Origin of the sequence: Micromonospora sp. NPDC005194, assembly GCF_040608335.1 — a bacterium.
In the GTDB taxonomy this organism is placed as follows: domain Bacteria; phylum Actinomycetota; class Actinomycetes; order Mycobacteriales; family Micromonosporaceae; genus Micromonospora.
The window spans coordinates 21289-47937 of sequence record NZ_JBEXIA010000033.1 but is presented as its reverse complement, the minus strand read 5'-3'; the positions used below and the strand labels follow the sequence as shown (position 1 = coordinate 47937).

Sequence of the window (26649 nt, the reverse complement as noted above, 5' to 3'; positions counted from 1 at the left end):
CACCCCGATCGGGGTGGGGCACCGGACGTCCCGCTCAGAGCACGCCGGGCAGTTCCACACGGTTGTCCTTGTCGTTGAGATCGCGCCACCGTCGGTCCTGAGCGTCGAAGTGCGTGACATGGAAGGCCCGTGTCATCGCGTCGGCGCCCGAACGGTCGGGCATCAGGTGCACGAAGGTGTAGCGCCGCGACTCACCGGCCGGCACCCCCGGCAGCAGGCACGAGTCGTTGTCGTCTGCTGCCGCCACCTTCGGGTCGCACCGGGACCAGTCGCCACCCGTCGGCTCACCCAGGTTGAAGCCGCGCAGCTCGACCTGTGCCGCATCGACCGGTCCCGCGTTCTTCACGGTGAAGACGGTGGTCAGCTTGCGGCCACCCGGGGCGTCGACAAGCGTGTGGGTCATGCTCAGCCGCAGGTCGGTGAGCCGCGGATCCTTGCCGAACTTCGTGGGACCGTCGGTCTGGGTGAACCGGCCCCCCGTGAACCGGTAGGTGCGCAGCTGTTCCTGCGGCCAGTAGGACGGGGTGTCGCAGCAGGGTTGCAGGTCGGCCACCCGCACCTGGACCGCACCGGCCGCGGTGACCTCCAGGCCGCGAATGTCCTCGACACCGTCGGTGGTCCGCACGACTCTGCCGAGCGTCACGATCCGCCCACTGTCGTCCCGGTCGAAGGCGACTACCTGCTTCGCCGACGCCTCGCCGTACCGGCAGGAGATGGCGGCGACAGTCTCCTCGGCGCCGTCCCCGTCCAGGTCGGCGTGGCTCACCTTCAGGTCGGTGAGCAGCGGAATGTAGTTGTTGATGGAGCTTGTCACCAGCCGCACCTTCGACGTGGTGCAGGTCGACGGCACGATCGGCGGCCAGGCCGGCAGGTCCAGGCGGGCAGCGAGCAGCTGCGTCCGGCTGATCCGGCCGTCCGGGGCGTCGGGGTCGGCCGTGGGTGTGGAATTCGGCGACTGGCTGACCGACGGTGTGGGCGGCGGCGGTGCCGTCGTCGGCGGGGACGTCGGGTCGACGGACTCGGCCGGGACCGGCGGCGTGCGGTCGCCTTTCAGCGCGGCGTTGGCGACGACCGGTGCCAGCACTAGGACGACCGCCGCCGCGGCGACGGCCACCACCCTCGTCTGCCGGCGCCGACGCAGGGTGCGTCGGGCCTGGTCGGGACCGGGACCGACGACCCGGGTGGTGACATCGGTGCGGTACGCGGTGAACCGCTCGCGCAGTCGCGGTTCGAGATCAGACATCGGACACCCCCTCGGTGTTCTCGTCCAGCAGTCCGGCAAGGGCGGCCCGGCCGCGGTGCAGCCAGGACTTGACGGTGCCCTCGGCCACCCCTTCCTGAAGAGCGATCTGATTGACCGACAGGTCGGCCAGGTAGTGCAGGATGACGGCCCGCCGGTGGTTGGCGGGCAGTTGCGCGAGCGCCGCGTCGATGGCCACCCGGTCCGGTGTCGGGCCGTCCACCTCGGCCTCGGTGCGCCGCTGGCGCAGAAGGTGGTTGCGGGCCGTGCGCAGCCGACGCCAGCGGCTGCGGGCCAGGTTCCAGGCGACCCGGCGAACCCAGGCCACCGGATCGTCGTACCGGACCAGGCGGTCCCAGCGCGCCAGCGCCCGGCAGAACGCCTCCTGGGCCAGATCCTGAGCGTGGCCCAGATCCCCCGTGTACGCGCACAGTTGGGCGGTCACGCTCCGGAAGTGCGCGTGGTAGAAGTCGTCGAAGGTGATCGCCGCCGCGTTCAGCCCTGCGGCCGTCAACGCCGCCGGTGGTTCGTTGGCGCGGGCTCCCATCGTTGCTGTCACTGCCCCTCCCCGTTGGCGCCGGGGCCGGTGCCCTGGCGCCGGTAACACTTCAGTGCGGCGTACGAGGTTGCGGCCCGAACGGCCGCGAATCTGACAGTCGGCACGAGGGACGCGACGGTTGGCACGCCGACACGGCCGCGCTCGGTGAGCGCGGCCGTGTCCCGTCCCGGTCGGGTCGGCTCAACGGTAGGTGATCACCACCGTGTTGTCCGGGTCGTAGACCTCCTGCACGAAGTCGAAGCTCGCGTCCATCGGGCGGCCGTCCACGTCGGCCTTCCCCGTGCCGACCGTGGTGCCGGCGGCGACCCGGAAGCCCAGCGTGAGCCGGACCTCCTTGCCGGCCCCGAGCTGGTTCAGGTCGCAGGTCAGCGGATCCCGGGTCTTCTCCGGGTCGTTGCGGCAGGCCGCCCAGCCGTCCCCGTCAGGGCGGACCGCCGCCGGTAGGCCGAGCCGCAGGGCCACGTAGGCGGCGGGTCCGCCGCCCCCGTTGCGGATGCGTACGGTGATCGTGCCGGTCCGGGAGCCGTCCGGCGCGTCGGCCAGCACGAGGTTCGTGGCGCTGACCACGAGGTTGACGTCGTGCGGGTTCGGCCCGAAGCTCGTCGGCCCGGAGACCTGCGCGAAGGACCCGCCCTTGAAGCGGTAGCCCCGCCACTGTCGCTGTGACCACTCACCGGGCCAGCCACCACCGGGCGCGATGTCGCCGACCTGCACCCGCACGGTGCCGTCGTCCACCACGTCGAGGGCGAACAACCACTGCGGCTTGTCGATGCTCGTCGTGACCACCCGGCCCAGTGTGACGATCTTGCCCTGCTGGTCGCGGTCGAAGGCGACCACCTGCATGGGTCCGCCGGAGCCGAGCACGCACTGCACCAGCGCCACCGCCTCCACCGTGCCGTCCCCGTCGACGTCCCCCTGGTCGAGCGCCAGCAGCCAGTTGACGCCCTCACGGTCGTCACCGCTGAGCCGGACGCCCGACGTGGGGCATCCCCGCCCGGCTCGCCACGCGGGCAGGGTCACCGCCGCGCCGAGCAGTTGGGCCCGGCTGATCTTCCCGCTCGGGGCGGTGGAGGTCGGGCTGCCGCTCGTGACGGACGGGCCGGGGGTCGGGCTCGCCGTGCCGCTCGGCGTGGGCGACGCGGAGATGGTCGGCGTGGGGTCGACCGGGCCCGGCTCGCGATCCGGGCCGCTCATCGCCGCGTACCCGACGGCGGCCCCGCCGAACAGCGCGAGCACCGTCGCGGTGGTGGTGGCCAGCCGGCGACGGCCGCGCCCGGTTGCCGTCCGCCGCACGGCGGCGGGCCCGGGCACCTCGACCTCCGCCAGCACGGTACGGCGGTAGTGGGTGAACTCGTCGGCGAGGCCGAGGATCTCCTGCTCAGACATCTCGCACCTCCTCGTTGGTGTCGCGCAGGTGCGTCGCGAGGGCCGCCCGTCCCCGGTGCAGCCAGGACTTGACGGTCCCCTCGGCGACCCGTTCCTGGGCGGCGATCTCGGCGACCGTCAGGTCGGCGAGGTAGTGCAGCACGACAGCCCGTCGCTGCTTCGGCGGCAGCTTGGCCAGCGCGGTGTCGAGGGCGACCCGGTCCGGGCTCGGCTCGGCGACGTGTGTCTCGCGTTGCCGCAGCAGCCAGGCCTGCGCGGTCCGCAACCGTCGCCAGCGGTTGTGGCCGAGGTTCCAGGCGACCCGGCGCACCCAGGCCAGCGGATCGTCGTACCGGGCGAGCCGGCCCCAGTGGGTGTACGCCCGGCAGAAGGCCTCCTGAACCAGGTCCTGCGCCTGCCCACGATCACCGGTGTACGCCGTGAGCTGCACCACCAGCGATCGGAAGTGGGCGTGGTAGAAGTCGTCGAAGGCCAGTTCGGCAGTCGCGGGGATGGGGCTTCCCGGCGGGTCGGGGGGCGGTCCGCCCACCCGTACTTCTCTCGTCACAAGCACTCGTCCTCCCCGTGGTGGGCGCAGGCGGCGTGTTCGCCAGCACCGGTCACACACTCGGCCGCGCCCGCCGGTTGCGGTCGAACCGGTGGGGTTGCCTGTCCGGTCCGTGACAAGCGGCTGTGATTCACTGTGGGATGAGGAGAGGGGACGTCCGTGCAGCTACCGGCAGTGCTCGGTGAGCCGATCCGGTTCGTGCTGAACTGGGGGCGCCGCTACTCGCTCTGGGTGTTCAACTTCGGCCTGGCCTGCTGCGCGATCGAGTTCATCGCCACCAGCATGGGTCGGCACGACTTCATCCGGCTGGGTGTGATTCCGTTCGCCCACGGCCCCCGGCAGGCCGATCTCATGGTGGTCTCCGGCACCGTGACCGACAAGATGGCCCCGGCCATCAAGCGGCTCTACGACCAGATGCCCGAGCCGAAGTACGTCATCTCGTTCGGCGCGTGCTCCAACTGCGGCGGCCCCTACTGGGACTCGTACTCGGTGACCAAGGGCGTCGACCAGCTCATCCCCGTCGACGTCTACGTGCCCGGCTGCCCGCCGCGCCCAGAGGCGCTGCTGCACGGCATCCTGCGCCTGCAGGAGAAGATCGCCGCCGAGCAGTCCGGCATCGGCGGAGTGCCGCAGCGGGATCTGCTCGCCGCGCCGCTGGACGCCCCGCCCCGCGAGGCCGCCGCCCCGCGCTCCGTCGACTCCCTCACCGCCCCGCCGGTCCGCCCACCCGCCGCACACTGACGAACGGCCCGCCGTGCGGAGGGGACCGCTCGATTGCTCGACGTGGGGGCTGGTCGGGCCCGGTTAACCTGCGCTCATGAGCAATTCCGTGGACCAGCGGTCCGCCCACATCATCGACGTGCTCACCGAGGAGTTCGGCGCGTCGATGGCAATCGACCCGGCGGCCTTCCGCCGCAAGTTCCGCAAGATGGCCGCGTCGCCGTTTGCCTTCTACCGGGGCAGCGCCGCGCTGTTCTACGCCGACCAGCGTGGCGACTTCGCCGACGACCGTTTCCTCGACGAGCGGACCGGCCGGGTGTGGATCCACGGCGACCTGCACGCGGAGAACTTCGGCACCTACATGAACGCCTCCGGGCAGTTGGTGTTCAACGTCAACGACTTCGACGAGGCGTACGTCGGGCCGTTCACCTGGGACCTGCGCCGGCTCGCGGCCAGCGTGGCGCTGCTCGGCTACAGCAAGGCCCTCTCCGACACGGTGATCGGTGAGCTGGTGGCCGGCTTCGCCCGCTCCTACCTGACCGAGCTGCGGGCGATCGCCGCCGGCGGGGACGACGCCATCGGCTCGATCACCCTGGAGAACGCCGACGGGGTGCTGCGTCGGGTGCTCCAGCAGGCCCGCCTCAACACGCGGGTCGACCTGCTCGCCGAGCAGACCACCGTCGACAACTACGAGCGGCGGTTCTCCATCGGAGACGGGGTCTTCGAGGTCGACGGGAAGACCCGGGACCGGGTTCTCGCCGCCTTCGAGGAGTACCTGGGGACTCTGCCGACCGCCTCGGCCCGGCTGCGCCCGGTGGCGACGCGGATCAAGGACGTGGTGCTGCGCAAGGGAGTCGGCATCGGTTCGGCCGGCCTGCCGTCGTACAACCTGCTGCTGGAGGGGCACACGCAGGCGCTGGAGAACGACGTCGTGATCTACATGAAGCAGGCGCAGGTCCCGGCGGTGGCCCGCTACTCGACCGACGACTCGGTACGCGGCTACTTCCAGCACCAGGGTCACCGGACCGCCGAGTCGCAGCGGGCGTTGCAGGCGCACGCCGACCCGTGGCTGGGCTTCACCGAGCTGGACGGCGCCGGTCAGCTCGTCGCCGAGGTCTCCCCGTACGCGGCCGACCTGGACTGGTCCGACGTCAACGAGCCGGACGAGCTGACCGGGGTGCTTGCCGACCTTGGCCGGGCGGTGGCCCGGATGCACTCGGTCGCCGACGACGAGTCCAGTCACGACCTGGTGGACTACTCCACCGAGGAGGCGATCGTCGCCGCCGTGGACACCGACGAGTCGGGCTTCGTCACCCACCTGGTGGACTTCGCGCACGCGTACGGGGTGCGTGCCCGCCAGGATCACCAGCTCTTCGTGGACCTGTTCCGCAACGGCCGGCTACCCGGCATCTGACGTCGCCGGGCCGCCGGTCAGGAGGCGAACTCCAGCACCACCTTGATGTCGTCCGGCCCGGAGGTGTACGCGTCGGCGTACCTGTTCACCGGGACCCGTCTGGTGATCAGTGAGGAGAGCCAGACCTGGTCGGCGCGGGTGAGTGCCTGTGCGGCCATGGTCCAGTGTCGCCGGTTGGCGTTCACCGAGCCGAACACCACGTTGTTCTCCAGCACCAGCGCCCGGTTGAGGGCCCCGGCGTCGAAGTCGATGCTCCGGCCGCCGCTGGACACCCCGGCCAGGCAGACGATGCCGGTCGGCGCCGCCTTGCACATGACGTCGAGGACGACCGTGGGCGCGCCGGTGCACTCGATCACCACGTCCGGCTCGAAGGGCAGGTCGTTGACCGGCACCGCGTGGTAGGTGGCGCCGAGCCCGGCGACCAGTTCCGGCTTGGGGCCGTCGGTGGCCCGGTCCAAAACGTGGACGGTGAGCCCGCGCTGGGTGCCGAGCAGCGCGGCCAGCAGCCCGATCGGCCCGGCGCCGGTCACCAGGACCGTGTGCGGCTGCCACTCGGCCCGGTGGCCGATCCGCTCGATGTGGTCCCACGCCTTGGCCACCACGCTGGTCGGCTCCAACAGCACGCCGACCTGGGCCAGCGCCGGATCCAGCTTGACCGCGAACTGGGGCTCGATCCGCCAGCGGTCCCGGGCGAACCCGGGTAGCGCCTTGATGCCGTGCTCGGTGAACTGACCGTTGCGGCACATGTCCCACTCGCCGACCGCGCAGTTGGGACAGGGCACCGGGTCGGGATGCCGGACGATGCCGGCCACCAGGTCGCCGGGTTGCAGGGCGCCGCTCGGGTCCTCCAGCACCCGGCCCAGCGACTCGTGCCCGATGACCAGGCGGTCCGCGCCCGGCGGCGCCTCGCCGTACTCCCCGGCGATGATCTCGTGGTCGGTGCCGCAGATTCCCACGGCCAGTGCCTCGACCAGGACCGCGCCTTCCTCGGGCGCCGGCTCCGGCTGATCCTCGGCGAGGCTCAGCGAGTTGGCGACCCCGGGTTTCACAGTGACAGCGCGCACGCCCTCATCTTTCCCCGCCGACTGGCCCGCTGCCCGGTAAAGCGGGCAGATCACCGGGGATCGGTCGTGGACCGCGGGCCGGGTCGGCACCCGGCCGACGCCCTAGGATCAGCGGCATGACTGAGGAAGAGGTCGGCGCTCGGCTGGTCGCGCTGCTCGCGCCGGTCGAGGCGACCCCGTCGGTCTCCGGCGGGCAGCGGTTCGCCCGGGCCACCGTCGACGTACCCCCGACGAGTTGGTCGGCCGCCGTCCGCGCGGCCCGCGACGACAGCGAGCTGGCCTGCGACTTCTTCGACTGGCTCTCCGCCGTCGACGAGTTGGCCGAGGGCTTCGACGTGGTGGCGCACCTCTGGTCGACGCGGTTGCGACACGGCGTGCTGCTGCGTACCCGGGTGCCCCGCGACGCGCCCTCGGTGGCCTCGGTGGTCGACGTCTACCCGGGTGCCGCCTGGCACGAGCGGGAGACCCACGAGATGTTCGGCATCGACTTCGACGGCCACGGGGAGCTGCGACCGCTGCTGCTGCCCCCGGAGTTCGAGGGCCACCCGCTGCGCAAGGAGTTCGTGCTCGCCTCCCGCGTGGCGAAGCCCTGGCCGGGCGCGAAGGAGCCGGGCGAGTCGGAGGCCGGCGGTGGCCGTCGACCGATCCGCCCGCCGGGCGTGCCCGCTCCGGGCGAGTGGGGAACGACGCCGACTCCGGCCGGCGCGGGTGGCGTGGGGGAGGGTCCACGCGGCGGCACCCCGGCCCGACCAGCTGGCGAGCGACCCGCACGGCCGGCGCCGGGGACCCGTCCGGCGCGTACTCCCCGGGCCGCCGGCCCCGCCGACGACCCGGCACCGGCCGACCAGCCCGCGCCCGGCGCAGGCCCGTCCGACCAGCCGGTGTCCGGCGCAGGCCCGGCCGATCAGCCGGTGTCCGGCGCGGGTCCGGCCGCGTCGGGCGGCGAGGCGGTCGCGGACCCGCCGGGCCGTGACGACCGGACCGACCACGACGGGGGTACGGCCTGATGCCGCTCTGGGTGGAGCTGGTGCTCCGGGTGGGCGGCGTGCTCGTCGCGTTCCTCACCCTGCCGCTGCTCGTCGGCCAGGCCGAGCACAAGGTGATGGCGCACATGCAGGGCCGCCTCGGCCCGATGTACGCGGGTGGCTTCCACGGTTGGGCGCAACTCCTGGCGGACGGCGTCAAGTTCGTGCAGAAGGAGGACATCACCCCGCGCGAGGCGGACCGGGCGGTGTTCCGGCTGGCGCCTGCGGTGGCCCTGGTGCCGTACCTGCTGGTGCTGCTGGTCATTCCGCTCGGCCCGAACGACCTGGTCGGGCAACCGTTGGACATCGGCCTGTTCTTCGTGCTGGCCGTGGTCGGCGTCGGGGTGGTGGCGGTGCTCATGTCGGCGTGGGCGTCGGCCAACAAGTACAGCCTGCTCGGCGGGCTGCGCGGGGCCGCCCAGTTGCTCGGCTACGAGCTGCCGCTGGTGCTGGCCGCCGCCTCGGTGGCGATGGCGGCCGGCACGCTGAGCCTGTCCGGCATCGTCGAGGCGTGGCAGCCGTGGTGGCTGCTCTGGCAGGCGCCCGCGATGATCATCTTCTTCGTCGCCGGGCTGGCCGAGATCCGCCGGCCGCCATTCGACATGCCGGTGGCCGACTCGGAGCTGGTCTTCGGTTACATGACTGAGTACACGGGGCTGCGGTTCGCGTTCTTCCTGCTCGCCGAGTACGTCGGCATCGTGGTGATCGCCGCGCTGACCACGGTGCTGTTCCTCGGTGGCTGGCAGGGCCCGTTCGCCGACGAGCACCTGGGCTGGCTGTGGACCCTGCTCAAGGTCTTCGCCGTGGCCTTCGTGATCATCTGGCTGCGGGTGTCCTACCCCCGGCTGCGCGAGGACCAGCTGCAACGCCTCTGCTGGCTGGTCCTCGTGCCCGCCTCCCTGGCGCAGTTGGTCCTCACCGCAGCGGTCCGCGTCGCCCTCTAACCCCGCCCCCTCCCGCCCCCGCCGGGAGGGGTGTGGGTCAGCGCAGCGGGGTGTGGGCCGGGTCTACGGGCTCGGCCGGGGGCGGGGGTGGGGTGCCGTCGCCGAAGGGGCGGCCACCCAGAGCTTCCCGGCCGTGCGGGGTGACCCAGTTGGACAGGTCGGGGCCGAGCGGCACGATTCCGGTCGGGTTGATGTCGCGGTGCACCTGGTAGTAGTGCCGCTTGATGTGGTCGAAGTCGATGGTGTCGCCGAACCCGGGGGTCTGGAACAGGTCCCGGGCGTACGCCCACAGCACCGGCATCTCGCTCAGCTTCTGCCGGTTGCACTTGAAGTGGCCGTGGTAGACCGGGTCGAAGCGGACCAGCGTGGTGAACAGCCGTACGTCGGCCTCGGTGATGGTGTCGCCCACCAGGTACCGCTGGTCGGTCAGCCGCTCGGTCAACCAGTCCAGCCGGTCGAACAGGCGGTGGTACGCCTTGTCGTACGCCTCCTGGCTGCCCGCGAAGCCGCACCGGTAGACGCCGTTGTTGACGTCGCGGAACACCACACTGTTGACCTCGTCGATCTGCTCCCGCAGGTGCTCGGGGTAGAGCTGAGGGGCGCCCTCTCGGTGGTACGCCCTCCACTCGGTGGACAGGTCCAGGCTCATCTGCGCGTAGTGGTTGGTCACCACCTGCCCGGTCGGCACGTCCACCATCGCCGGCACGGTGATGCCGCGCTCGTAGTCGGGGAAGCGCGCAAAGAACGCCTCCTGGAGGCGCTCGATGCCGAGCACCGGGTCCCGCCCACCCGGGTCGAGGTCGAAGGTCCAGCTCCGAGCGTCGTGGGTCGGGCCGGCCACCGCCATCGAGATGGCGTCCTCCAGGCCGAGCAGCCGTCGCACGATGATCAGGCGGTTGGCCCACGGGCAGGCTCGGCTGACCACCAGCCGGTACCGGCCCGGCTCGACCGGGTAGCCGTCCCGCCCGTCCGCGGTGATCCGGGTGGCGATGTACCGCTGGTCCCGGGTGAACTCGCCACCCGGCTCGACGTACTTCCCGCCTGTCTCCGCCACGTCGCTCCTACCTCCCGGTCCGGTTGCCGTCTCCACCCCATCTTCGCCGATTCGCGGCGGGCCGGGGCGGCGCGGCGAACCTGGCCTGCGGGCCAGACGCCGAGCTTCGCCCGCGGACGGCCCCACCACCCCCACGCCCTTTGCTCTGCTTCACTCACGGCAACATTCGATGGCCGAGAGTGTTGCGTCCGTTGAAGCAGAGCAAAGGGCGAGCCAAACACCTGTGGCCCCCGCTCACCGGTAGCTGGCCGGCTACCCTGCCGGCATGACGGATGTGGAGGTGGCGGCCCGGCGCTTCATCGCCGACGTGTGGAACGCCCGCCGGGAGGAGTCGGCCCACGAGTTGATCGCCGAGGAGTGCCCCGGGCTGGGCGGCACCGGGCCGGAGGCGACGCTGGCCTGGCACCGCGAGCGCCGAGCGGCCTTCCCGGACCTGCGTTACAAGATCGTCGACGTGGTCGCCGCCGGTGAGCGGGTGGCTGTGCACTGGCGGGCGGCCGGCACCCAGCTGGGGCAGTTCGGGCCGGTGCCGCCGACCGGCCAGGTGGTCAGCTACTCCGGGGCGACGTTCCTGCGCTTCGACACGGCCGGCCGGATCGTCGAGGTGTGGAGCTGCAACGAACTGTTCCAGCTCCTCCAACAGCTCGGCGTCGAGATGCTCCCGCCGACCGTCGTCAGCGGACCCGGGGCGTGATCCGGCTGATCGACAGGTTGATCGGGAAGGGCTCGCCGGTGTCGACGAACTTCGTCCACCGCCCGGTCTCGGTGTAGACCTCGTTCACGGCGTCGATCCGGTAGGTCACGACCTCCAACCCGCCACCCTCGGTCTCGATCCGCCAGTAGAAGGGGATGTCGGCCTGGGCGTACAGCGCCGGCTTCAGCACCCGGTCGATCGAGCGGGTGTTCGGCGAGACGATCTCGATGGCGACGACCACCTCGTGCGGCTCGTACCTCGACGGCTCGCGCGCCGCCGCGGCGGCCGTGGTGATCAGCACGTCGGGGATGAACGATCGGGTGCGGTTGATCCGCACCTCGACCGCCTGCGTCACGTCGTAGCCGTCGGGGCAGTCCTCGTCGAGCGCGGCCATCAGTCTGCCGGCGATGGTCTGGTGGGTGCGGGTGGGGGAGGGGGACATCAGCAGCATTCCATCGAGCAGTTCCCGGCGGCGGCCGTCCTCGGGCAGCGCATCCAGATCGTCAGTCGTCCATCCGCTCTCGGGCGGGTAGTCGCTCTGCAGCGCGGCGGTCATGAGCGGGTCCTTTCCGGTGCGTCGTTCGCCCCGCGACGACCGTACCGCCGTGGACCTGTGGGTGGTGGTCGCGCGCGCCGGGGCCACAGGGCAGGATGGTCCACATGACCGACCCCAGCGAGCACGGCGACCCGGCGGGCGGCGCCACCGAGCGCGGCCTGCCCGGCGCGGGCCTGGTCAAGGGGCTGGCGGTCACCCTCAAGACGATGACCAGCCGCTCGACCACGCAGCAGTACCCGGACGTCGCCCCCGAGCTGCCGCCGCGCTCGCGCGGAGTGATCGCGCTGTCGGAGGAGAACTGCACGGTCTGCATGCTCTGCGCCCGCGAGTGCCCGGACTGGTGCATCTACATCGACTCCCACAAGGAGGAGGTGGCGGTGCCCGGCGCCGCCCGCCCCCGCCAGCGCAACGTGCTGGACAAGTTCGACATCGACTTCTCGCTCTGCATGTACTGCGGCATCTGCATCGAGGTCTGCCCGTTCGACGCGCTCTACTGGTCTCCGGAGTTCGAGTACGCCGAGTACGACATCAAGGACCTGCTGCACGACAAGGACCACCTCGGTCAGTGGATGGCCACGGTTCCACCGCCGCCGGCGCACGACCCGAACGGCGAGCCGGCCAAGGAGGAGACCGCGGCGGCCCGCAAGGCCGCGCGTTCGGTCCCACCGGCGGTACGTCCCGACGCCGACCCGGGTCCCGCGTCGTGACCGCCCGCGTCGTGACGGCACAGGTCCTGACGGCACACGTCGTGACGGGCCGCGTTGTGACGCGGCCAGGCGCGGCCCGACCCGGCGGAAGGGCGGCCCGGTGACCGGCGCGGATCTGCTGCTGCTCGCCCTGGGCGCGGTCGCGGTGGGCGCCGGCGTGCTGGTGGTGACCACGAAGCACCTGGTCCGGGCCGGGCTCTACCTGGTGGTCTGCCTGGGCGCGTTGGCCGGCGACTATCTGGTGCTCGGCGCCGAGCTGGTCGCCTGGGTGCAGGTGCTGATCTATGTGGGCGCGGTGGTGGTGCTGCTGTTGTTCGCGGTGATGCTGACGCGGGCCCCGATCGGGGCCTCCGACGATCTGGACCGGCCCGGCTGGCCCGCCGCGCTGATCGGCGGCGGCGCCGGCCTGGGGCTGAGCGTCCTGCTGGTCGACGCGTACCGCTGGAGCACCGTCACGATGCCCGGCGCGGGCACGGCCGAGCGGCTGGGCGAGCAGATCTTCACCTCCTGGGTGCTGCCGTTCGAGGTGCTCTCCGTCCTGCTGCTGTCCGCCCTGGTGGGCGCGGTGGTGCTGTCCCGGCCCGACATCGGCCGGCGCGACGACGCCGAGGCGCCGGCGAGGAGCATGGCCTCCGGGGGGCGCCGGTGAGGCCCGTCATCCCGTACGTCACCGCCGCGTTGCTGTTCGGCCTCGGCGTGTACGGCGTGCTGCGCCGACGCAACGCCGTGCTGGTGCTGATGGCGGTCGAGTTGATGCTCAACGCGGTGAACCTCGTCCTCGTCACAGCGGACACCACCGTCCGCGCGGCGCTGCCGCACTCCGGTCAGGTCTTCGCGCTGTTCGTCATCGTGCTCGCCGCCGCGGAGATCGGGGTGGGGCTGGCGATCGTCCTTCAGCTCTATCGCCTGCGGGCCACCGTGGCGGTTGATGACGTGGCGTTGACCGAGCCGCCGGTGCCCGCGCGGGCCGTCGGCCAGAACGCGGAGGCGGGTCGGTGACCGGGCTGCTCGGGGCGGTGCTGCCCGCCGTACCGCTGGTCGCCGGCCTGCTCGGTCTGCTGCTGCCGCCGGCCCCGCGTCACCCGGGCGGAGCGGCCGGGGGTGACCGGGCCCGGACGGCCGCCGTGACGATCGGCGTGGCCGGCGCGGTCGGCGCGCTGGCGTTGGCCGTCGCCCTGCTGGTGGCGGTCGACGGTCCGACCCAGACGTCGACGACCTGGGTCGACATCGGCGGGCTGAGGGTGACCCTCGGCGTACGCCTGGACGGCGCCGCCGCGCTGGTCGCCGTCGCGGTCACCGCGGTGGCCCTGGCCGTGCAGGTCTACTCGATCGGCTATCTGCGGCGCGGCCCCCACGACGACGTCGACGTCGACCACCGCTACCCGCCGTACGCCGCCCAGATCAGCCTCTTCACCGGTGCGATGCTGCTGGTGGTGGTCTCCGGCGATCTGATCATGCTGCTGGTCGGCTGGGAGGTGATGGGCCTCTGCTCGTACCTGCTCATCGCCCACGACCGCCGGCTCGCGGGCGCACCGGCCGCCGCGATGAAGGCGTTCCTGGTGACCCGGGTCGGTGATGTCGGCTTCCTGCTCGGCATCGTGCTGCTCGGCGTGTCGACGGGCAGCTTCCGGATCGCCGACGTGCTCGCGCACGACCACTCCGGCGTGACGCTGACCGCCGCCGGCCTGTTGCTGCTGGCCGGGGTGGCCGGCAAGAGCGCGCAGTTCCCGCTGCACACCTGGCTGCCGGACGCGATGGCCGGCCCGACGCCGATCTCCGCGCTGATCCACGCCGCGACGATGGTGGCCGCCGGGGTGTACGCGGTGACCCGCCTCTACCCGCTGTTCACGGCCGCTCCGGTCACGTTGACCGTGCTCGGGGTGCTCGGCGCGATCACCCTGCTGCTCGGGGCGCTCGCCGCCACCGCCCAGGACGACATCAAGCGGGTGCTGGCCTGGTCGACCGTGTCCCAGCTCGGCTACATGACCGGCGCGCTGGCCGTCGGCTCACCGTCGGCGGCGCTGTTCCACCTGCTCACCCACGCCGCGTTCAAGGCGCTGCTGTTCCTCGCCGCCGGCGCGGTGATCCACGCCGTGGGCACCACGCTGATGTCGGAGATGGGTGGTCTGCGCCGCAGCATGCCGGTGACGTTCTGGTGCACCGTGATCGGCCTCGGGGCCCTCGCCGGTGTGCCGCCGCTGGCCGGCTTCTGGAGCAAGGACGGCGTGTTGACGGTCGCCGAGTCGGCCGCGCTGGAGGGCACCGGGCCGGCGCCGTCGTGGGTGGGTTGGCTGGTCTGGCTGGCCGGGTTGCTCGGTGTGGCGATCACCGCCTGGTACGCGGGCCGGCTGCTGCTGCGGGCCTTCTTCGGCGAGCCCCGGCTGCCGCTGGTCGCGCCGCACGATCCTCCGGCGGTGCTGCGGTGGCCGGTACTGCTGTTGGCCGTGCCGGCCGCGCTGCTCGGCCTGGCCGGGTTCGTGGGCGCGTTCGCCGACCGGCTGCGGTTCGCCACCGTGCCGGTCGCCGGTGCGGAGGACGGCCTGGTCCACGTCGGGCCGGCGCTGCTGCTGCCGCTGGCTCTGCTGGCGGTCGGCGCGGGGTTGGTGTGGGTGCGCTGGCAGCGGGACCGGGCCGCCGACCCGGCGACCGCGCTGGGTCCGCTGCGGCCGGTCTTCGCCCGCGCGTTCCGGCTCGACGACGTCCAGCACGCCCTTGTCGTACGCCCCGTCCGGGCGCTGGCCCGCCTCGCGCGCAGCGGCGACGAGGTGGTGGTCGACGGGGCCGTCGAGGGCAGCGGCCGGGCTGCCTCCGGCCTGGGCGCCGGGCTCGCCGCGCTGCACCGGGCGGCGCTGCCCCGGGCCGCCGCTGGTGTGCTGGCCGGCGCCCTGCTGATCGGCCTGGCCGCCGCCATGCTGGGAGCGATCCGGTGAGCGCGAGGAGTGAGCCGGGTTTGCGAGCCCCGCAGTCGCGAACAGAGGCGATCCGATGACGCTTGGGCAGGTTCTGCTTGTCGCCGTGCTGGTGGTGCCGGCAGTGGGCGCGGTCGCGGTGGCGGCGACTCCACGGGACCGGGCCGCACGGATCGTCGGGACGGTCGCGGCGGCGCTGACCCTGCTGGCCGCCGTACCGCTGGTGTTCGGTGGGCGGGGGTGGTTCGCCTGGTCGGCCGGTACGCCTGCGGTGCGCCCCTGGCACCAGGTGGACCTGCCCTGGGTGCCCGGCCTGGATCTGCGCTTCCACCTCGGCGTCGACGGCATCTCCTGGCCGCTGGTGGTGCTGACCGCGCTGCTCACCCTGCTCTGCTGCGCGTACACGGTGTGGCGGGTGCCGGACGGCGGCAGCGGCCGGGCGTTGGTGGCCCTGCTGCTGGTGGTCGAGGTGGGCATCCTCGGCACGTTCCTCGCCCTGGACCTGGTGCTGTTCTTCCTTTTCTTCGAGGTCGTCCTGCTGCCGATGTACGCGATCATCGCCGGCTGGGGTGGCGCGGACCGGCGGCGGGCGGCCCGCAAGTTCGCGCTCTACACCCTCTTCGGGTCGGTGCTGCTGCTGGTCGGCGTGTACGTCGTGGTCGCCGCGGCGGGCACCGCCGACGTGGTCGCGTTGACCGGTGGGGGCGGGCTGTCCCGGGGCACCCAGTTGGCCGCGTTCACGTTGCTCGCGCTCGCGTTCGCGGTGAAGAGTCCACTCTGGCCGCTGCACTCCTGGCTGCCCGACGCGCACACGCAGGCCCCGACGGTGGGCAGCGTCGTGCTGGCGGGCGTGCTGCTCAAGATGGGCACGTACGGGCTGATCCGAGTGGCGGTCGGGGTGGCGCCCGAGGGCGCCCGCTGGGCCGCGCCGGTGCTCGGCGTGCTGGCGGTCGCCGCGATCCTGGTCGGTTCGCTGGTCTGCCTGGCCCAGGCTGAGGTGAAGCGGCTCATCGCGTACTCCAGCGTGGGGCACATGGGCTTCGTCCTCCTGGGCGTCGCCACGCTGACCGCCACCGGCATCCAGGCGGCCCTGATCGGCAACGTCGCGCACGGCGTGATCACCGGCCTGCTGTTCTTCCTCGCGGGCGCCGTGAAGGACCGTACCGGCACGGGTGCGCTCGCCGAGTTGTCCGGGCTGCGGGAGACCGCGCCCCGGCTGGCGGGTCTGCTGGCGTTCGCGGCGATCGCGTCGCTCGGCCTGCCCGGGCTGGCCGGCTTCTGGGGGGAGGCGTTCGCGGTGGTCGCGGCGATCCAGGTGGGCGGCCCGCTGTGGATCACCCTCGGGGTGCTGGCGGCGGTCGGTGGCGCGCTCACGGCCGCGTACTTCCTGCGGTTGTTGCGCCAGGTCACCCACGGCCGGCCGAGCCCCGCGGTGGGCCGGGTCGGCTCCGGTCTGGCCGGCGCGGAGCTGACCGCGTGGGCGCCGCTGGTGCTGCTCGCGCTGGCCATCGGCCTGGTCCCGGCGCTGGTCCTCGGCGTCGCCGAGGCGCCCGTCGACGCCCTGATCGGGGTGGTCTCCCGATGAGCGCGGCGCAGCGGGTGGACGCGAACGAAGGCAGGCCCGGATGAGCGCCGTGCAGAGCGTGGACAGCGTGGCGTTGCTGCCGGCGTACCTGGCGGCCGGCACCGCCGTACTCGTGCTGATCATCGATCTTGTCCTGGCGCGGCCTCGGGCCACGGTCGCGGTGGCCGCGCTCGGCGCGCTCGGCACCGCCGTCGGCGCCGCCGTGGTCGGTGCGGGCGGCGAGCGGCGGACGTTCTGCGTCGGCGCCGACTGCTCCTGGGTCTTCGGCGGGCGGGCGGCCCTGGTCGCCGCGGTGGTGGCGCTGCTCACCCTGGCTGTGCTCGGGCTGTCGGTGCCGGCGCTGCGGGCCGGGCGGTCACCGGTGGGGGAGTACGCCTTCCTGCTCGCCTGCTCGATGACCGGCGGTGTGGTGCTCGGCGCGGCCGGCGACCTGATCACCCTGATCGTGGCCCTGGAGACGCTGACCCTGCCGCTGTACGTGCTGGTCGGCCTGCGCCGGGGCAGCCTGGCCAGCGCCGAGGCGGCGGTGACGTTCTTCGTCGTGAGCGTGGTGGCCACCACGATCACCCTGCTCGGCGCCGCGCTGCTGTACGCGGTGACCGGGTCGCTGCACCTGGACCGGCTCGGTGCCCTGCTGGCCGAGCGGTCGGAGCTGCGCGACCTGCCGCTGACCACCGCCGCCGTGGCGCTGCTGCTGCTCGGGCTGGCCTTCAAGGTGGCGGCGGTGCCGTTCCACGCCTGGGCGCCGGCCACCTACGACGGCGCTCCGCTGCCGGTGGCCGCCTACCTGTCGACGGCGTCGAAGCTGGGTGGCCTCGTCGCGTTGCTGGCCGTGGTGCAGCGGGCGCTGCCGGCGGACCAGACCGGCCCGGTGCTCGCCCTGCTGGCGGTGCTCACGATGACCGTCGGCAACCTGGTGGCGCTGCGCCAGCGGCGTACCGTCCGGCTGCTCGCCTGGTCCTCGGTGGCGCAGGCCGGCTACATCCTGGCCCCGCTGGGTGCGTTGGCGCTGGCCGCCGGCCGCACGGGCGAGGCGCGGTCCGCCGCGTACGCCGCCGCGGTGGCGTACGCCGTCTTCTTCGTGGTGTTGGAGCTAGCTGCGTTCGCCGGGGTGACCGCGCTGCGCCCGGTGGGTGCGGACGGCGGCACGCTTGACGACCTGCGCGGGGCGGCCCGCCGGCACCCGTGGCGGGGCGCGGCGCTCGGTCTCGCGCTTGTGGGTCTGGCCGGGCTGCCGCCGGGCCTGGCCGGGCTGTTCGCGAAGGTGACGGTGGTCCGGTCGCTGCTGGACGGCGGCGCGGCCTGGCTGGCGTTGGTGGTGGCGCTGAACGCGGTGATCGGATTGGCGTACTACCTGCGGGTCACGGCCGCGCTGTGGGCGCCGACGGCGACATCGGGTGCCGCGGCGCCGGCCGTACCGCTGGGGGGTGTGGTGGCGGCGGTGCTGGCGGTGGCCACGGTGGCCGCCGTGGTGCTGGGCTTCGCCCCGCAGCTGGTGCTGGATCTGGCCGCCCGCTGACCTGCGACTCCAATCTCAGTGAGTTCTCAGCGTTGAGACGGATGGTTGACGGGTACCGGGTTGTTGAACCGGTCAGCGGATCCCGGCGATCCGTGCACCGAAGGAGAGATCGTGCACCACAACCGTCTGAAGACCGCCGCGCTGCTCGGTCTGCTCACCGCCCTGATCCTCGCGGTGGGCTACTGGTTCGGCGGCAGTGGCGGCCTGGTCATCGCCGTCCTCATCTCACTGGTCATGAACGGCATTTCCTACTTCTACTCCGACAAGCTCGCGCTGCGCTCGATGCGGGCGCAACCGGTCAGCGAGGCGCAGTTCCCCGAGCTGTACCGGATGGTGCGCGAACTCGCGACCGAAGCCCGGCAGCCCATGCCGCGCCTGTACGTCAGCCCGACCGCTCAGCCCAACGCGTTCGCCACCGGGCGTAACCCGCAGCACGCGGCGGTCTGCGTGACCCAGGGCATCACCGAGATCCTGGATTACCGGGAGCTGCGGGGTGTGATCGGGCACGAGCTGTCCCACGTCTACAACCGGGACATCCTGATCTCCAGCGTGGCGGCCGGTCTGGCCGGCATCATCACCTTCCTGGCCAACATCGCCTGGTTCATCCCGCTGGGCGGTGGGGACGACGAGGATTCGCCCAACCCGGCAGTCCTGCTGCTGACCCTGATCCTCGGCCCGATCGCGGCCACGGTGATCCAGTTGGCGATCAGCCGCAGCCGTGAGTTCCAGGCCGACCAGTCGGGCGCCGAGCTGAGCCGGGACCCGCTGGCCCTGGCCAGCGCCCTGCGCAAGATCGACGCCGTGGCCCGGCAACGCCCGCTGCCCGCCCAGGGCACGCTCACCAGCACCGCCCACCTGATGATCGCCAACCCGTTCTCCGGTGGCGCGGTGGCCGCGCTCTTCTCCACCCACCCCAAGATGGAGGACCGGGTCGCCCGGCTGGAGCGGATGGCCGCCAACTCCGGGCCCGTGCAGTTCCAGCGCTGATCTTTTCTGCACTCCGCCCGCACCCGCTCGCCTCGGGTGCGGGCGGAGTGCTGTGTCGGGGCCGATATCCGGTACTGCCCGCCCGACCGGCGGCGTTAGGGTCATAACCGCTCACGCTCATTACATGCTCGGAGGTTCACGGTGGCCGCGCTGCGTCAGTACCTGGGTGTCTGGCGGATCCCCGGTGCGCCGATCCTGCTGGTCACCGGCATCATCGGGCGACTCGGAATCGGCATGACGCCGCTGGCGCTACTGCTGGTGGTCGAGCAGGTGACCGGCCGGTACGCGCTGGCCGCCGTTGCCGGCGGCATCTACGCCGTCGCCGGCGCCGCGCTCAGCCCGGTGGCCGGGCGGATCGCCGACCGGGTCGGCCCGAGCCCGGTGCTGCTCGTCACCGCCGTGGCCCACCCGCTGGCGCTCATCGGACTGCTGCTGGCCAGCCGTTCGGGCGACGACGCCCTCGCCGCCATCTACCTGACGGCCGGCGTCGCCGGTGCGACGTACCCGCCGCTCACCGCCGCCATCCGCGGCGCCTGGAACGAGCTGACCAGCCCCGCCTCCGGCCGGTACACCCTGCGCAACACCGCCCTGGCCGCGGAGACCTCACTGTTCGAGATCGTGTTCGTGCTCGGCCCGCTGCTCGTGGCCGGCTTCGTGCTGGTCGCCGACGCGGCCGCCGCGCTCATCGGGGCAGCGGTCGTCACCCTGGTGGGCACCACCGCCGTCGCCCTCGGTCGCGTGATGCGCGGATGGCGTCCGCACCCGCGCGAACACCACGCCCGTGGGCTCGGCCCGCTGCGGGTCGGCGGCTTCCCGGCCCTGCTGGTCTGCGTGGCCGGGCTGGGCATCGCCTTCGGCGCCGCCGGTGTGATCGTTCCGGCGTACGCCGGCAACGCCACCACCGACGATCCGGAGAGCCTGGCCGGGCTGTTGCTGGCGGTCTGGGGAGTCGGCAGCGCGATCGGCGGCTTCTGGTTCGGCGTCCGTCGGCCCGCGCCGAACATGACCCGCCAGTTCGCCCTGCTGCTCGCCGCGCTGGCCGGCACCTTCGTGGTGTTCGCGGTGATGCCCACGCCACTGGCGCTGGGCGTGGCGCTGATCGTCGGTGGGGCCACCATCGCGCCGGCGCTGACCCTGGAGAACACCCTGGTCGGCCGGATCGCCCCGGCCGGCATGCTGAACGAGGCGTACACCTGGGTGGTCACGGTGGCCGTGGCGGCGAGCGCCGCCGGCGGCTCGGTGGCCGGCCTGATCGTGGATCACGCCGGGGGCGTGCCGTGGGCCTTCGTCTTCGCCGGGGTGGCGGTGGCCGTCGGGGCCGCGGTCGCCGCGCTGCCCGCCGGGCCCATCGCCCGGGCAGAAGCCTCGGCGGTACGCGCCGAAGAGCCCGTCCCCGTCTGATCCCTCACCGGCCGGCTCGGTCCGGCCAGGCCCCGCGCCTTGATCGACTCGGGTTCCTGCAAGTCGCGGTGTCCCGTTGACGAGGACGCCCCGACATCCAGAAACCCGAGTCGACCTCAGTGGACGTGCCCCCGATGGCTTCTGCCGCCGTGCGGCGTCCATCAGAATGGGCATCGACGAGGGGGGAACCATGGCCAAGCTGCTCTACTCCGCGACCGCGTCGCTCGACGGCTACATCGCAGGCCCCGACGGGGATATGTCCTGGCTGACCGAACACCTCACGATCGACAACCCGACCGCGGACCGCGTCCTGGCCAACGTCGGCGCGATCCTGGCCGGCAACCGCACCTTCGGCGGCGACGACCCCAACCGAGGGACCGAGAAGGAAGGCGCGTTCGGCGGCCGGTACCACGGACCGGTGTTCGTGCTGACCCACCAGCCGCCGGCCGAGCCCCCGGACGGCATCACGTTCGTCGGCGACCTGCACAGCGCTGTCGAGCAGGCCAAGGCGGCGGCCGGCGACACATACGTGAACGTCCTCGGCGCCGACATCGCCCGGCAGTGCGTCCGGGCTGGCCTGCTCGACGAGATCCTGATCTTCTTCGCTCCGGTGCTGCTCGGAGACGGGGTGCGCATGTTCGACGACCCGGGCGGCGCACGGGTGCGGCTGACGCCCATCCCGGGCGAGACCACGCACTGGTACAGCGTGGGGTGAACCGCTCGGCAACCGTGGCGCCGGCACTCCACGCCTGCGGGTGCCGGCCCGGCTGCTCGTGCCGCTAGCGGTAGTTGGTGAACTGGAGGGCGACGCCGAAGTCCTCGCCCTTGAGCAGCGAGATGACCGCCTGCAGGTCGTCCCGCTTCTTGCCGGTGACGCGCAACTGGTCGCCCTGGATCTGCGCCTGAACGCCCTTGGGGCCCTCGTCGCGGATCTTCTTGCTGATCGCCTTGGCCTTGTCCGTCTCGATGCCCTGGATCACCTTGCAGTCGATCTTGAACACCTTGCCGGACGGGCGTGCCTCACCGGCGTCCAGCGACTTCAGCGAGATGTTCCGCTTGACCAGCTTCTCCTTGAACACGTCCAGCGCGGCCCGGACGCGCTCCTCGGTCTCCGCCTGGAGGCCGATCGCCTCCTCGCCCGACCAGGAGATCTCCGCGCCCGTGCCGCGGAAGTCGAACCGCGTCGCGAGCTCCTTCTCCGCCTGGCGAAGGGCGTTGTCGACCTCCTGGCGGTCGACCTTGCTCACGATGTCGAATGACGGGTTCGCTGGCATGCTTCTGCTCCTGCTGTCCGGCGGTCTGGGCGTGCCGTCGGCCGCCGACCAGCGGCACGACCCTCTGACCGTACCCGGTTGCGTCGGTCCCGGGGCGAGCCGCTATCCTTGCTTCCGCCGCCGCGTTACGACGCGGTGGGGTGCCCTGGCGGGTTGCCCGAGCGGCCAATGGGAGCGGACTGTAAATCCGTCGCGAAAGCTACAGAGGTTCGAATCCTCTACCCGCCACCAGGTGCAGACACGGCCCCTGACCAGCAGAGATGCTGATCAGGGGTCTTTGTCGTTGATCTAGCCAAGTCCGGCTGAGTCCAGCCGTTGACGACTAGTTGTGGGCAGATGGTGGGCAGGTCGATCTTGCCTCTCAGGGCTCCTCTGGGGGCTGCGAACGCTCGTGCTCCGGGGAGTTCCGGCCCGGTGCGCACCGCGCCTGGAGCGACCGGTTGAGGCTGCCGTGGGCCTACCTGGCTGCGGAGGTAGGCCAGGGGCAAGCCAGTCCCGGGGTTGGACTGGCGCGGCAGTCGGAAGCCCTGGCCCTCGATCAGGTCGACCAGCCGGCTTCCGTGCCCGCCTAGCCGTGGTCGTGCTGCGCCTGGATCAGTGGAGTTCGGGGGGCGGCGGTCCGGCGGCCGTCGGTGGCTCTCCGCCCCGGCGCCGGAGGCGGCCGGGGCGGCTTGCCGCCGGCCGGCTCACCGCCCGCGCCGCGCGGAGCGCGGCGCCTTGATCCAGAACAGAGCAAATCGGCAGTAGTTCGGCTGTCGGATCACATTCCGCTACCGGGGCTTGGGCCGTTCATGCCCTCCCCGCTGAATGTTGCTGTGTCGGACGACAACCTGGGCGAGGACCATTGCCATCCCCTCGCCACCAGGCTGAACGGGCCTCTGCTGCTCGGTGCCTGTGCGTGTTTGCGGGCTGAATGACGCCCCCTGTGCAACGCTCGGCGCGGGGATGATGCAGTATGTGATCTTTCCCTGCGTGCCTCCGGCGGGTAGGCTCGCGCCAGTGCTTGTGGGAGGAGGGCCGTGACGCTCGGGCTGATGGCCAGAGACCTTGGCCCTCGCGGATCCCGGGATGAGGTTGGGGGGCCCGATCCGGCCGCTGACCTGCCACTTGCAGCACTGCAAGTCCTGGCTGCGGTGCCCGGCTGGTGGAGAACTCGGGTCGCGGCCGTCGGTTTGCACGAGCCGTGGCAGTCAATCGATTACGCACTCGACTTGCCCTCCCCGCCCTCACTCCAGTTAGTTGAGCCTGATGCCTGTGTGACGCCGTCACTCTCGCCTGAGGGGCTTGGTAGCGCGTACGTTGCTGCGCTCTCATCGGGGGTTCGCGCCCGACATGGCCGCCACTACACCCCGCCAGCCCTAGCGACGAACCTCTGGGATATGACTCGACGTGCCCTAGGGCACCGGGTGCCAGCACGACCTCTTCCAGGGTTAGTTCGCGATCCCGCATGCGGCGCTGGTGCCTTGCTCTTGCCGCCGCTGAGAGAGCACCTTGCAGCTCTGAATCGCTCAGACCCTCAGATCGCAATGGCGGGAGTCCCCAACGTCATTGAGGGCATCGATACCGATCCCGCAGCCGTGTGGTTGGCCAACGTCGTGTTAGCTGCCGAGATGCTTCCGCTGCTCGCTGCGATACCGCCCCGTCGCCGCCGACCGCTTCCGAGCCTTGCCCGCGTCGGTGACGGGCTAAGCCTGTCTGGGCAGCCGGTACGTGCACTCATCATGAACCCGCCCTACGGCAGAGTGAAACTCACGCCAGAGGACCGGGCAAGGTTCGCGCACGTCTTGTACGGACACGCAAATCTCTACGGTCTGTTCATGGCGGCAGCACTTGATGCGCTGGATGATGTGGGGGTCCTTGCGGCGCTAGTGCCAACGTCATTCACGTCAGGCCTGTACTTTCGCAACCTCCGCGCCGCGTTCTCCAGTAAAGCACCACTTCGAGAGGCGGCATTCGTCGTAGAGCGTGGGGACGTTTTCGCGGGGGTCCTCCAAGAGACCTGTTTAGCCGTCTTCACGCGTCGAAAGCCACGCCATACCGCGCTGTTCAGCATCAATGGGCGCGTAAGCCCGGTAGCGAGGGTAAAGGCTCCGCGGGGGGAAGGGCCTTGGTTGCTTCCTCGAAGGTCGGACGATGCGCCTGTTGCGGCGGCAGCTATCGACATGCCCTTAAGTTTGGGGGCCGCAGGTTGGAAGGCTTCAACGGGCCCGCTTGTCTGGAATCGTCGGAAGCATAGCCTTGGACCAGTGCCCGGAAGTGGTCGAGCGCACGTCATATGGGCAGCGGATATCGATGGAGGCAAGCTTCATCAAGACGGGGTCCGTGATTCCCTTCGCTACTTGTCGCTAACGGAGCCGACGGATGAAGCAGTCCTGCTCCTGAAGCAACCAGCGATTCTGGTACAACGAACCACGGCCCCAGAGCAGGCTCGGCGGTTGGTTCTGGTCAGCCTGGGTCGAGAGGATCTGGATCGTTACGGTGGTTGCGTGGTCGTTGAGAATCACGTTAATGTGCTCCGGCCCAATGTCGATGACCCATTGATAAGTAGGCGGACCTTGGCCCGGGTTCTCTCCACCCCGACACTCGATCGTGTGATGCGGTGCCTCTCCGGGTCGGTTGCGGTGAGCGCCTACGAGTTGGAGTCATTGCCGCTTCCCGGTCGTCCACAGCTCCACCAATGGGAGGAAGCTACCGATGTTGAACTGGAGCGACTTGTTGCAGCAGCGTACCGGCCGGTGATTAGCGGTGACCTTCAGGCCCCTTCTGGCCCGTAGCGAGTGCCAGGCACGCTTACAAATGATCTTCCCAAGAGCGGCGTTCGATTCTGTTCTTGCGAATCCGCTAGCGGCTACTGCAGTCGCTTCGATGATCTACGTTGATGCGGTCATCGAAGACGGTGCGCCCTTCGAGCAAGGTATGTATCTTGCTCGCCCGACAACCTGCCTGTGGATGAATGACGGGGCATACCTGCGTCAGGAAGATGACCAGCGTGAGGCCTGGCGAACTGCGGCCAAACGTGGCAGGAAAGCGGTTCTTGGAGTGTTGGGTTTATGGGGAGTGGATCCGCAGCCTTGGTATGCCGACAACTCTCGCGAGACACTCCGTGACGAGACCTTCCCTTACTGGATGGATCACGGCGCGATTCGCGCTAACCCAAGCGTCGCCACGACGGCAAGCACCGGCCGGTGGGCCCTCACGTCATCCTTCGCGGATCTCTTCTCGCCCGATTTAGAGGGCGACGACCTAGTCAACGCAATCGAGGAGTGGCGGGAGGCTCATATGGGGCCCGGCGCCCGACTCCGCATCCTCACAGCGCAGGTTCGTGAGCGGCGCGACCATGTTGTTGTCGTCCACCTGCCTGACGGGAAGACGCGAGAACTCGCGCCGGGAGAGTCTTCATTGATCTTGCAAGGCGTTGTGGAAAGCTGGATGCCTGCTCGTCTCTCCGATCCGGTGGTTCTTACCATCTCCGAACCGGGCACGAAGATCCTCCTGGCTGATGCTGCAATGCTTGCCGGCCTTGGCCTAACGATCGATCAAAGAACCTTGTTGCCAGATGCGGTGATAGTCGATATCGGCTGCGAACCTCCAACATTCTGGATCGTTGAGGCGGTTGCATCGGACGGCCCAGTGACGGGGGATCGTAAAGCTGCGCTACTGGCATGGGCAGCGCAGCAGCGGATACCTGTTGCGGATTGTCGGTTCCTGTCGGCGTTTGTTTCACGTAACGATGACGTCGCGCGGAAACGTCTCAAGGACCTCGCCGCGGGGACCTTCGCCTGGTATCTAGATGAACCGACGCGAGAGCTTGCCTGGTACGAGATCAGCTCCGACTACGAGTGAGCGAGCCGTTGAGGACGGCCCTCACGATGACCGCAGTCCTAGTTGTTCTGGAAGGCCCTACTTCAGGGGGCAGGCAATCCGGGTGGCGAGGCGGTGGGAATGCGTGGCGCGCAGCCAAGTAGGCCTATTCGCCTGCGGCGTTATAGCGTGCGTTTCTCTGGGCCGTATCAGGAGTCAGTCGGGGATCTCTGCGTGAGCAGGCTGCCCTGAGTCGGCTGCGGAGGTAGGAGTCGTTTGAGTGGGAAGAACGAGGGCCCGCGCTGCCCCTTCGACATCTAGCCCTAGCACCTCCAGTACTGGGCCATAGAGGAAGATCGGATCTCTGCCGCGCTTAGAGACGTATCTTCTAAAATCGGTCTTATGTTGCTCGGCCAGGTACTGAACCACGGCGCGGTAGGGCGACCAGTCGAGGTTATGTAGCCCGCCGTATGTTTCTCTCCCCGCCTCGAGAAGTGCGCGGAACGCCTCCTCGCTGCCGAGATTGAGCTTCTTAAGTAGCTCAAGTATGCCGGTTGCAAGCCGGCGAACATCGGTAGGTAGCTGCTCGGGACTCCAATGCTCTTTCAGGAGGGAGATCACTGCGTTCGTATTCCGGAAGTCCTTGTGATCGCCTGGGAGTGCTGGGCTCCGCTCCAGATCCGCCATACTAGCGATGGTTACCTCAGCTTGCTCTAAGGCGGCCTTCGCCTGGTAGGCGACTCTTTCCCGCCGCCAACTCACGTCATCGGACTTGTAGATTACGTCGTGCGTTGCAATGGTCCATGCATGCTGAAGGAAGGTTCTTACCTGAACCTCGAATAACGTGCCCGCAATGCCGGTTGGAGGCCCGTATCCTTGATCTCGATACTCCAAATACAGGCGTAGATCGTCATAGCGGAATTCAGACGGACCTTTCGTCGTTGAATCACGGGATGCAGGGCGAGTGTACAGAGGGCTCCCATATAGAGAATGAATCATCTCTACTGCATCGGCGATCGTAAGGTAATTCGGCACTACGACGACGCACCCAAAGAAATCCTCTAGGGCGTTGGGGTTTCCAGGCCGACCGCACTCGACCTTAAGTGCGAAGCTCTGCTCGGTCTTAATGCGGCTTTCGTAATGCCAAGTCGGTTGTTTGCGGCTGCCGATGTCTTTGTCGACCTCGTTTTTCAAGCGGCTGGCTACCACGCGCTGTCTACGATAGGCATCTCTGATGTGTTGATCGATCTTCATCGGAGGCGC

24 protein-coding genes, 1 tRNA gene and 1 pseudogene are annotated in these 26649 nt (G+C 70.5%); 17 read left to right on the top strand and 9 right to left on the bottom strand.

Translation table 11 applies throughout. The annotated features are described in order from the left end of the window. Positions 1–34: 34 nt before the first annotated feature. The 4 genes from ABZU53_RS24535 to ABZU53_RS24520 form a co-directional block, all read right to left on the bottom strand. Entirely contained in the window at positions 35–1243 is a 1209-nt protein-coding gene (locus ABZU53_RS24535) for a hypothetical protein (protein ID WP_355067712.1), read from the bottom strand. Next, complete coding sequence (locus ABZU53_RS24530) at positions 1236–1799, bottom strand: SigE family RNA polymerase sigma factor (protein WP_354854373.1); 564 nt, start codon at positions 1797–1799, stop codon at positions 1236–1238. Before ABZU53_RS24530 ends, ABZU53_RS24535 begins: the two co-directional genes overlap by 8 nt. Positions 1800–1979: 180 nt before the next feature. Next, positions 1980–3185: a hypothetical protein gene (locus ABZU53_RS24525; protein WP_355067710.1), complete on the bottom strand. Its 1206-nt coding sequence runs from the start codon at positions 3183–3185 to the stop codon at positions 1980–1982. Continuing rightward, complete coding sequence (locus tag ABZU53_RS24520; RefSeq protein WP_354854369.1) at positions 3178–3714, bottom strand: SigE family RNA polymerase sigma factor; 537 nt, start codon at positions 3712–3714, stop codon at positions 3178–3180. The genes ABZU53_RS24525 and ABZU53_RS24520 overlap by 8 nt, the downstream gene beginning before the upstream one ends. A gap of 177 nt (positions 3715–3891) precedes the next feature. Between ABZU53_RS24520 and ABZU53_RS24515 the strand changes: the two genes are divergently transcribed. Further along, the gene (locus ABZU53_RS24515) at positions 3892–4473 is read left to right on the top strand and encodes an NADH-quinone oxidoreductase subunit B family protein (protein ID WP_354854368.1); all 582 of its coding nucleotides are present in this window, start codon (positions 3892–3894) and stop codon (positions 4471–4473) included. A 76-nt stretch (positions 4474–4549) separates the two neighbouring features. Then, positions 4550–5866, top strand: coding sequence for a DUF2252 domain-containing protein (locus ABZU53_RS24510; protein ID WP_354854367.1), 1317 nt, complete (start codon positions 4550–4552; stop codon positions 5864–5866). A gap of 17 nt (positions 5867–5883) precedes the next feature. Here the strand turns inward: ABZU53_RS24510 and ABZU53_RS24505 are convergent, their stop codons facing one another. Continuing rightward, a complete protein-coding gene (locus ABZU53_RS24505; RefSeq protein ID WP_355067709.1) occupies positions 5884–6930 on the bottom strand; it encodes a glucose 1-dehydrogenase in 1047 nt (348 codons plus the stop codon). A 116-nt stretch (positions 6931–7046) separates the two neighbouring features. On the opposite strand from ABZU53_RS24505, the pseudogene ABZU53_RS24500 reads away from it, so the two are divergent. Both ABZU53_RS24500 and ABZU53_RS24495 read left to right on the top strand, forming a co-directional pair. Then, positions 7047–7613 (top strand): annotated as a pseudogene (locus ABZU53_RS24500) (NADH-quinone oxidoreductase subunit C); the annotation flags it as partial. 323 nt (positions 7614–7936) lie between these two features. Then, positions 7937–8899, top strand: a complete 963-nt coding sequence (locus ABZU53_RS24495) for a complex I subunit 1 family protein (protein ID WP_355067707.1) — start codon at positions 7937–7939, stop codon at positions 8897–8899. Between the two features lie 37 nt (positions 8900–8936). On the opposite strand, the gene ABZU53_RS24490 is transcribed toward ABZU53_RS24495, so the two are convergent. Then, positions 8937–9989, bottom strand: coding sequence for a glutathione S-transferase C-terminal domain-containing protein (locus ABZU53_RS24490; protein ID WP_354854361.1), 1053 nt, complete (start codon positions 9987–9989; stop codon positions 8937–8939). 229 nt (positions 9990–10218) lie between these two features. Here ABZU53_RS24490 and ABZU53_RS24485 point away from each other — a divergent pair, with 229 nt between their 5' ends. Next, on the top strand, positions 10219–10647 hold the full coding sequence (locus ABZU53_RS24485) for an ester cyclase (protein WP_355067705.1): 429 nt from the start codon (positions 10219–10221) through the stop codon (positions 10645–10647). On the opposite strand, the gene ABZU53_RS24480 is transcribed toward ABZU53_RS24485, so the two are convergent. After that, positions 10628–11203, bottom strand: a complete 576-nt coding sequence (locus ABZU53_RS24480) for a Uma2 family endonuclease (protein WP_355067703.1) — start codon at positions 11201–11203, stop codon at positions 10628–10630. The two genes, ABZU53_RS24485 and ABZU53_RS24480, sit on opposite strands and share 20 nt — an antisense overlap. Before the next feature lie 95 nt (positions 11204–11298). On the opposite strand from ABZU53_RS24480, the gene ABZU53_RS24475 reads away from it, so the two are divergent. The 9 genes from ABZU53_RS24475 (at position 11299) to ABZU53_RS24435 (ending at position 21026) form a co-directional block, all read left to right on the top strand. Then, positions 11299–11910 carry an NADH-quinone oxidoreductase subunit I gene (locus ABZU53_RS24475; RefSeq protein WP_354854356.1) on the top strand — a complete coding sequence of 204 codons (612 nt, stop codon included), beginning with the start codon at positions 11299–11301 and terminating at the stop codon, positions 11908–11910. 100 nt (positions 11911–12010) lie between these two features. Further along, positions 12011–12559: an NADH-quinone oxidoreductase subunit J gene (locus ABZU53_RS24470; protein WP_354854354.1), complete on the top strand. Its 549-nt coding sequence runs from the start codon at positions 12011–12013 to the stop codon at positions 12557–12559. Further along, a complete protein-coding gene (gene nuoK, locus ABZU53_RS24465) occupies positions 12556–12909 on the top strand; it encodes an NADH-quinone oxidoreductase subunit NuoK (RefSeq protein WP_355067702.1) in 354 nt (117 codons plus the stop codon). Before ABZU53_RS24470 ends, nuoK begins: the two co-directional genes overlap by 4 nt. Continuing rightward, positions 12906–14840: an NADH-quinone oxidoreductase subunit L gene (locus ABZU53_RS24460; protein ID WP_355067700.1), complete on the top strand. Its 1935-nt coding sequence runs from the start codon at positions 12906–12908 to the stop codon at positions 14838–14840. The genes nuoK and ABZU53_RS24460 overlap by 4 nt, the downstream gene beginning before the upstream one ends. 55 nt (positions 14841–14895) lie before the next feature. Next, on the top strand, positions 14896–16404 hold the full coding sequence (locus ABZU53_RS24455) for an NADH-quinone oxidoreductase subunit M (RefSeq protein WP_355067698.1): 1509 nt from the start codon (positions 14896–14898) through the stop codon (positions 16402–16404). 40 nt (positions 16405–16444) lie between these two features. Next, positions 16445–17923 carry a proton-conducting transporter membrane subunit gene (locus tag ABZU53_RS24450; RefSeq protein WP_355067696.1) on the top strand — a complete coding sequence of 493 codons (1479 nt, stop codon included), beginning with the start codon at positions 16445–16447 and terminating at the stop codon, positions 17921–17923. A 111-nt stretch (positions 17924–18034) separates the two neighbouring features. Further along, positions 18035–18910, top strand: coding sequence for a zinc metalloprotease HtpX (htpX, locus tag ABZU53_RS24445; protein ID WP_354854345.1), 876 nt, complete (start codon positions 18035–18037; stop codon positions 18908–18910). 141 nt (positions 18911–19051) lie between these two features. Continuing rightward, positions 19052–20311 carry an MFS transporter gene (locus ABZU53_RS24440; RefSeq protein ID WP_355067694.1) on the top strand — a complete coding sequence of 420 codons (1260 nt, stop codon included), beginning with the start codon at positions 19052–19054 and terminating at the stop codon, positions 20309–20311. A gap of 190 nt (positions 20312–20501) precedes the next feature. Further along, positions 20502–21026, top strand: a complete 525-nt coding sequence (locus ABZU53_RS24435; protein WP_355067692.1) for a dihydrofolate reductase family protein — start codon at positions 20502–20504, stop codon at positions 21024–21026. A gap of 64 nt (positions 21027–21090) precedes the next feature. On the opposite strand, the gene ABZU53_RS24430 is transcribed toward ABZU53_RS24435, so the two are convergent. Next, positions 21091–21585, bottom strand: a complete 495-nt coding sequence (locus ABZU53_RS24430) for a YajQ family cyclic di-GMP-binding protein (RefSeq protein ID WP_355053333.1) — start codon at positions 21583–21585, stop codon at positions 21091–21093. 147 nt (positions 21586–21732) lie between these two features. Between ABZU53_RS24430 and ABZU53_RS24425 the strand changes: the two genes are divergently transcribed. The 3 genes from ABZU53_RS24425 (at position 21733) to ABZU53_RS24415 (ending at position 25428) form a co-directional block, all read left to right on the top strand. Beyond that, positions 21733–21816, top strand: a tRNA-Tyr gene (locus tag ABZU53_RS24425). An 803-nt stretch (positions 21817–22619) separates the two neighbouring features. Then, on the top strand, positions 22620–24359 hold the full coding sequence (locus tag ABZU53_RS24420; RefSeq protein WP_355067741.1) for an Eco57I restriction-modification methylase domain-containing protein: 1740 nt from the start codon (positions 22620–22622) through the stop codon (positions 24357–24359). Between the two features lie 91 nt (positions 24360–24450). Continuing rightward, positions 24451–25428: a BsuBI/PstI family type II restriction endonuclease gene (locus ABZU53_RS24415; RefSeq protein ID WP_355067690.1), complete on the top strand. Its 978-nt coding sequence runs from the start codon at positions 24451–24453 to the stop codon at positions 25426–25428. A 174-nt stretch (positions 25429–25602) separates the two neighbouring features. On the opposite strand, the gene ABZU53_RS24410 is transcribed toward ABZU53_RS24415, so the two are convergent. After that, positions 25603–26640 (bottom strand): hypothetical protein, encoded by a 1038-nt coding sequence (locus ABZU53_RS24410; RefSeq protein ID WP_355067688.1) that lies wholly within the window; start codon positions 26638–26640, stop codon positions 25603–25605. Between the last annotated feature and the right edge of the window lie 9 nt (positions 26641–26649).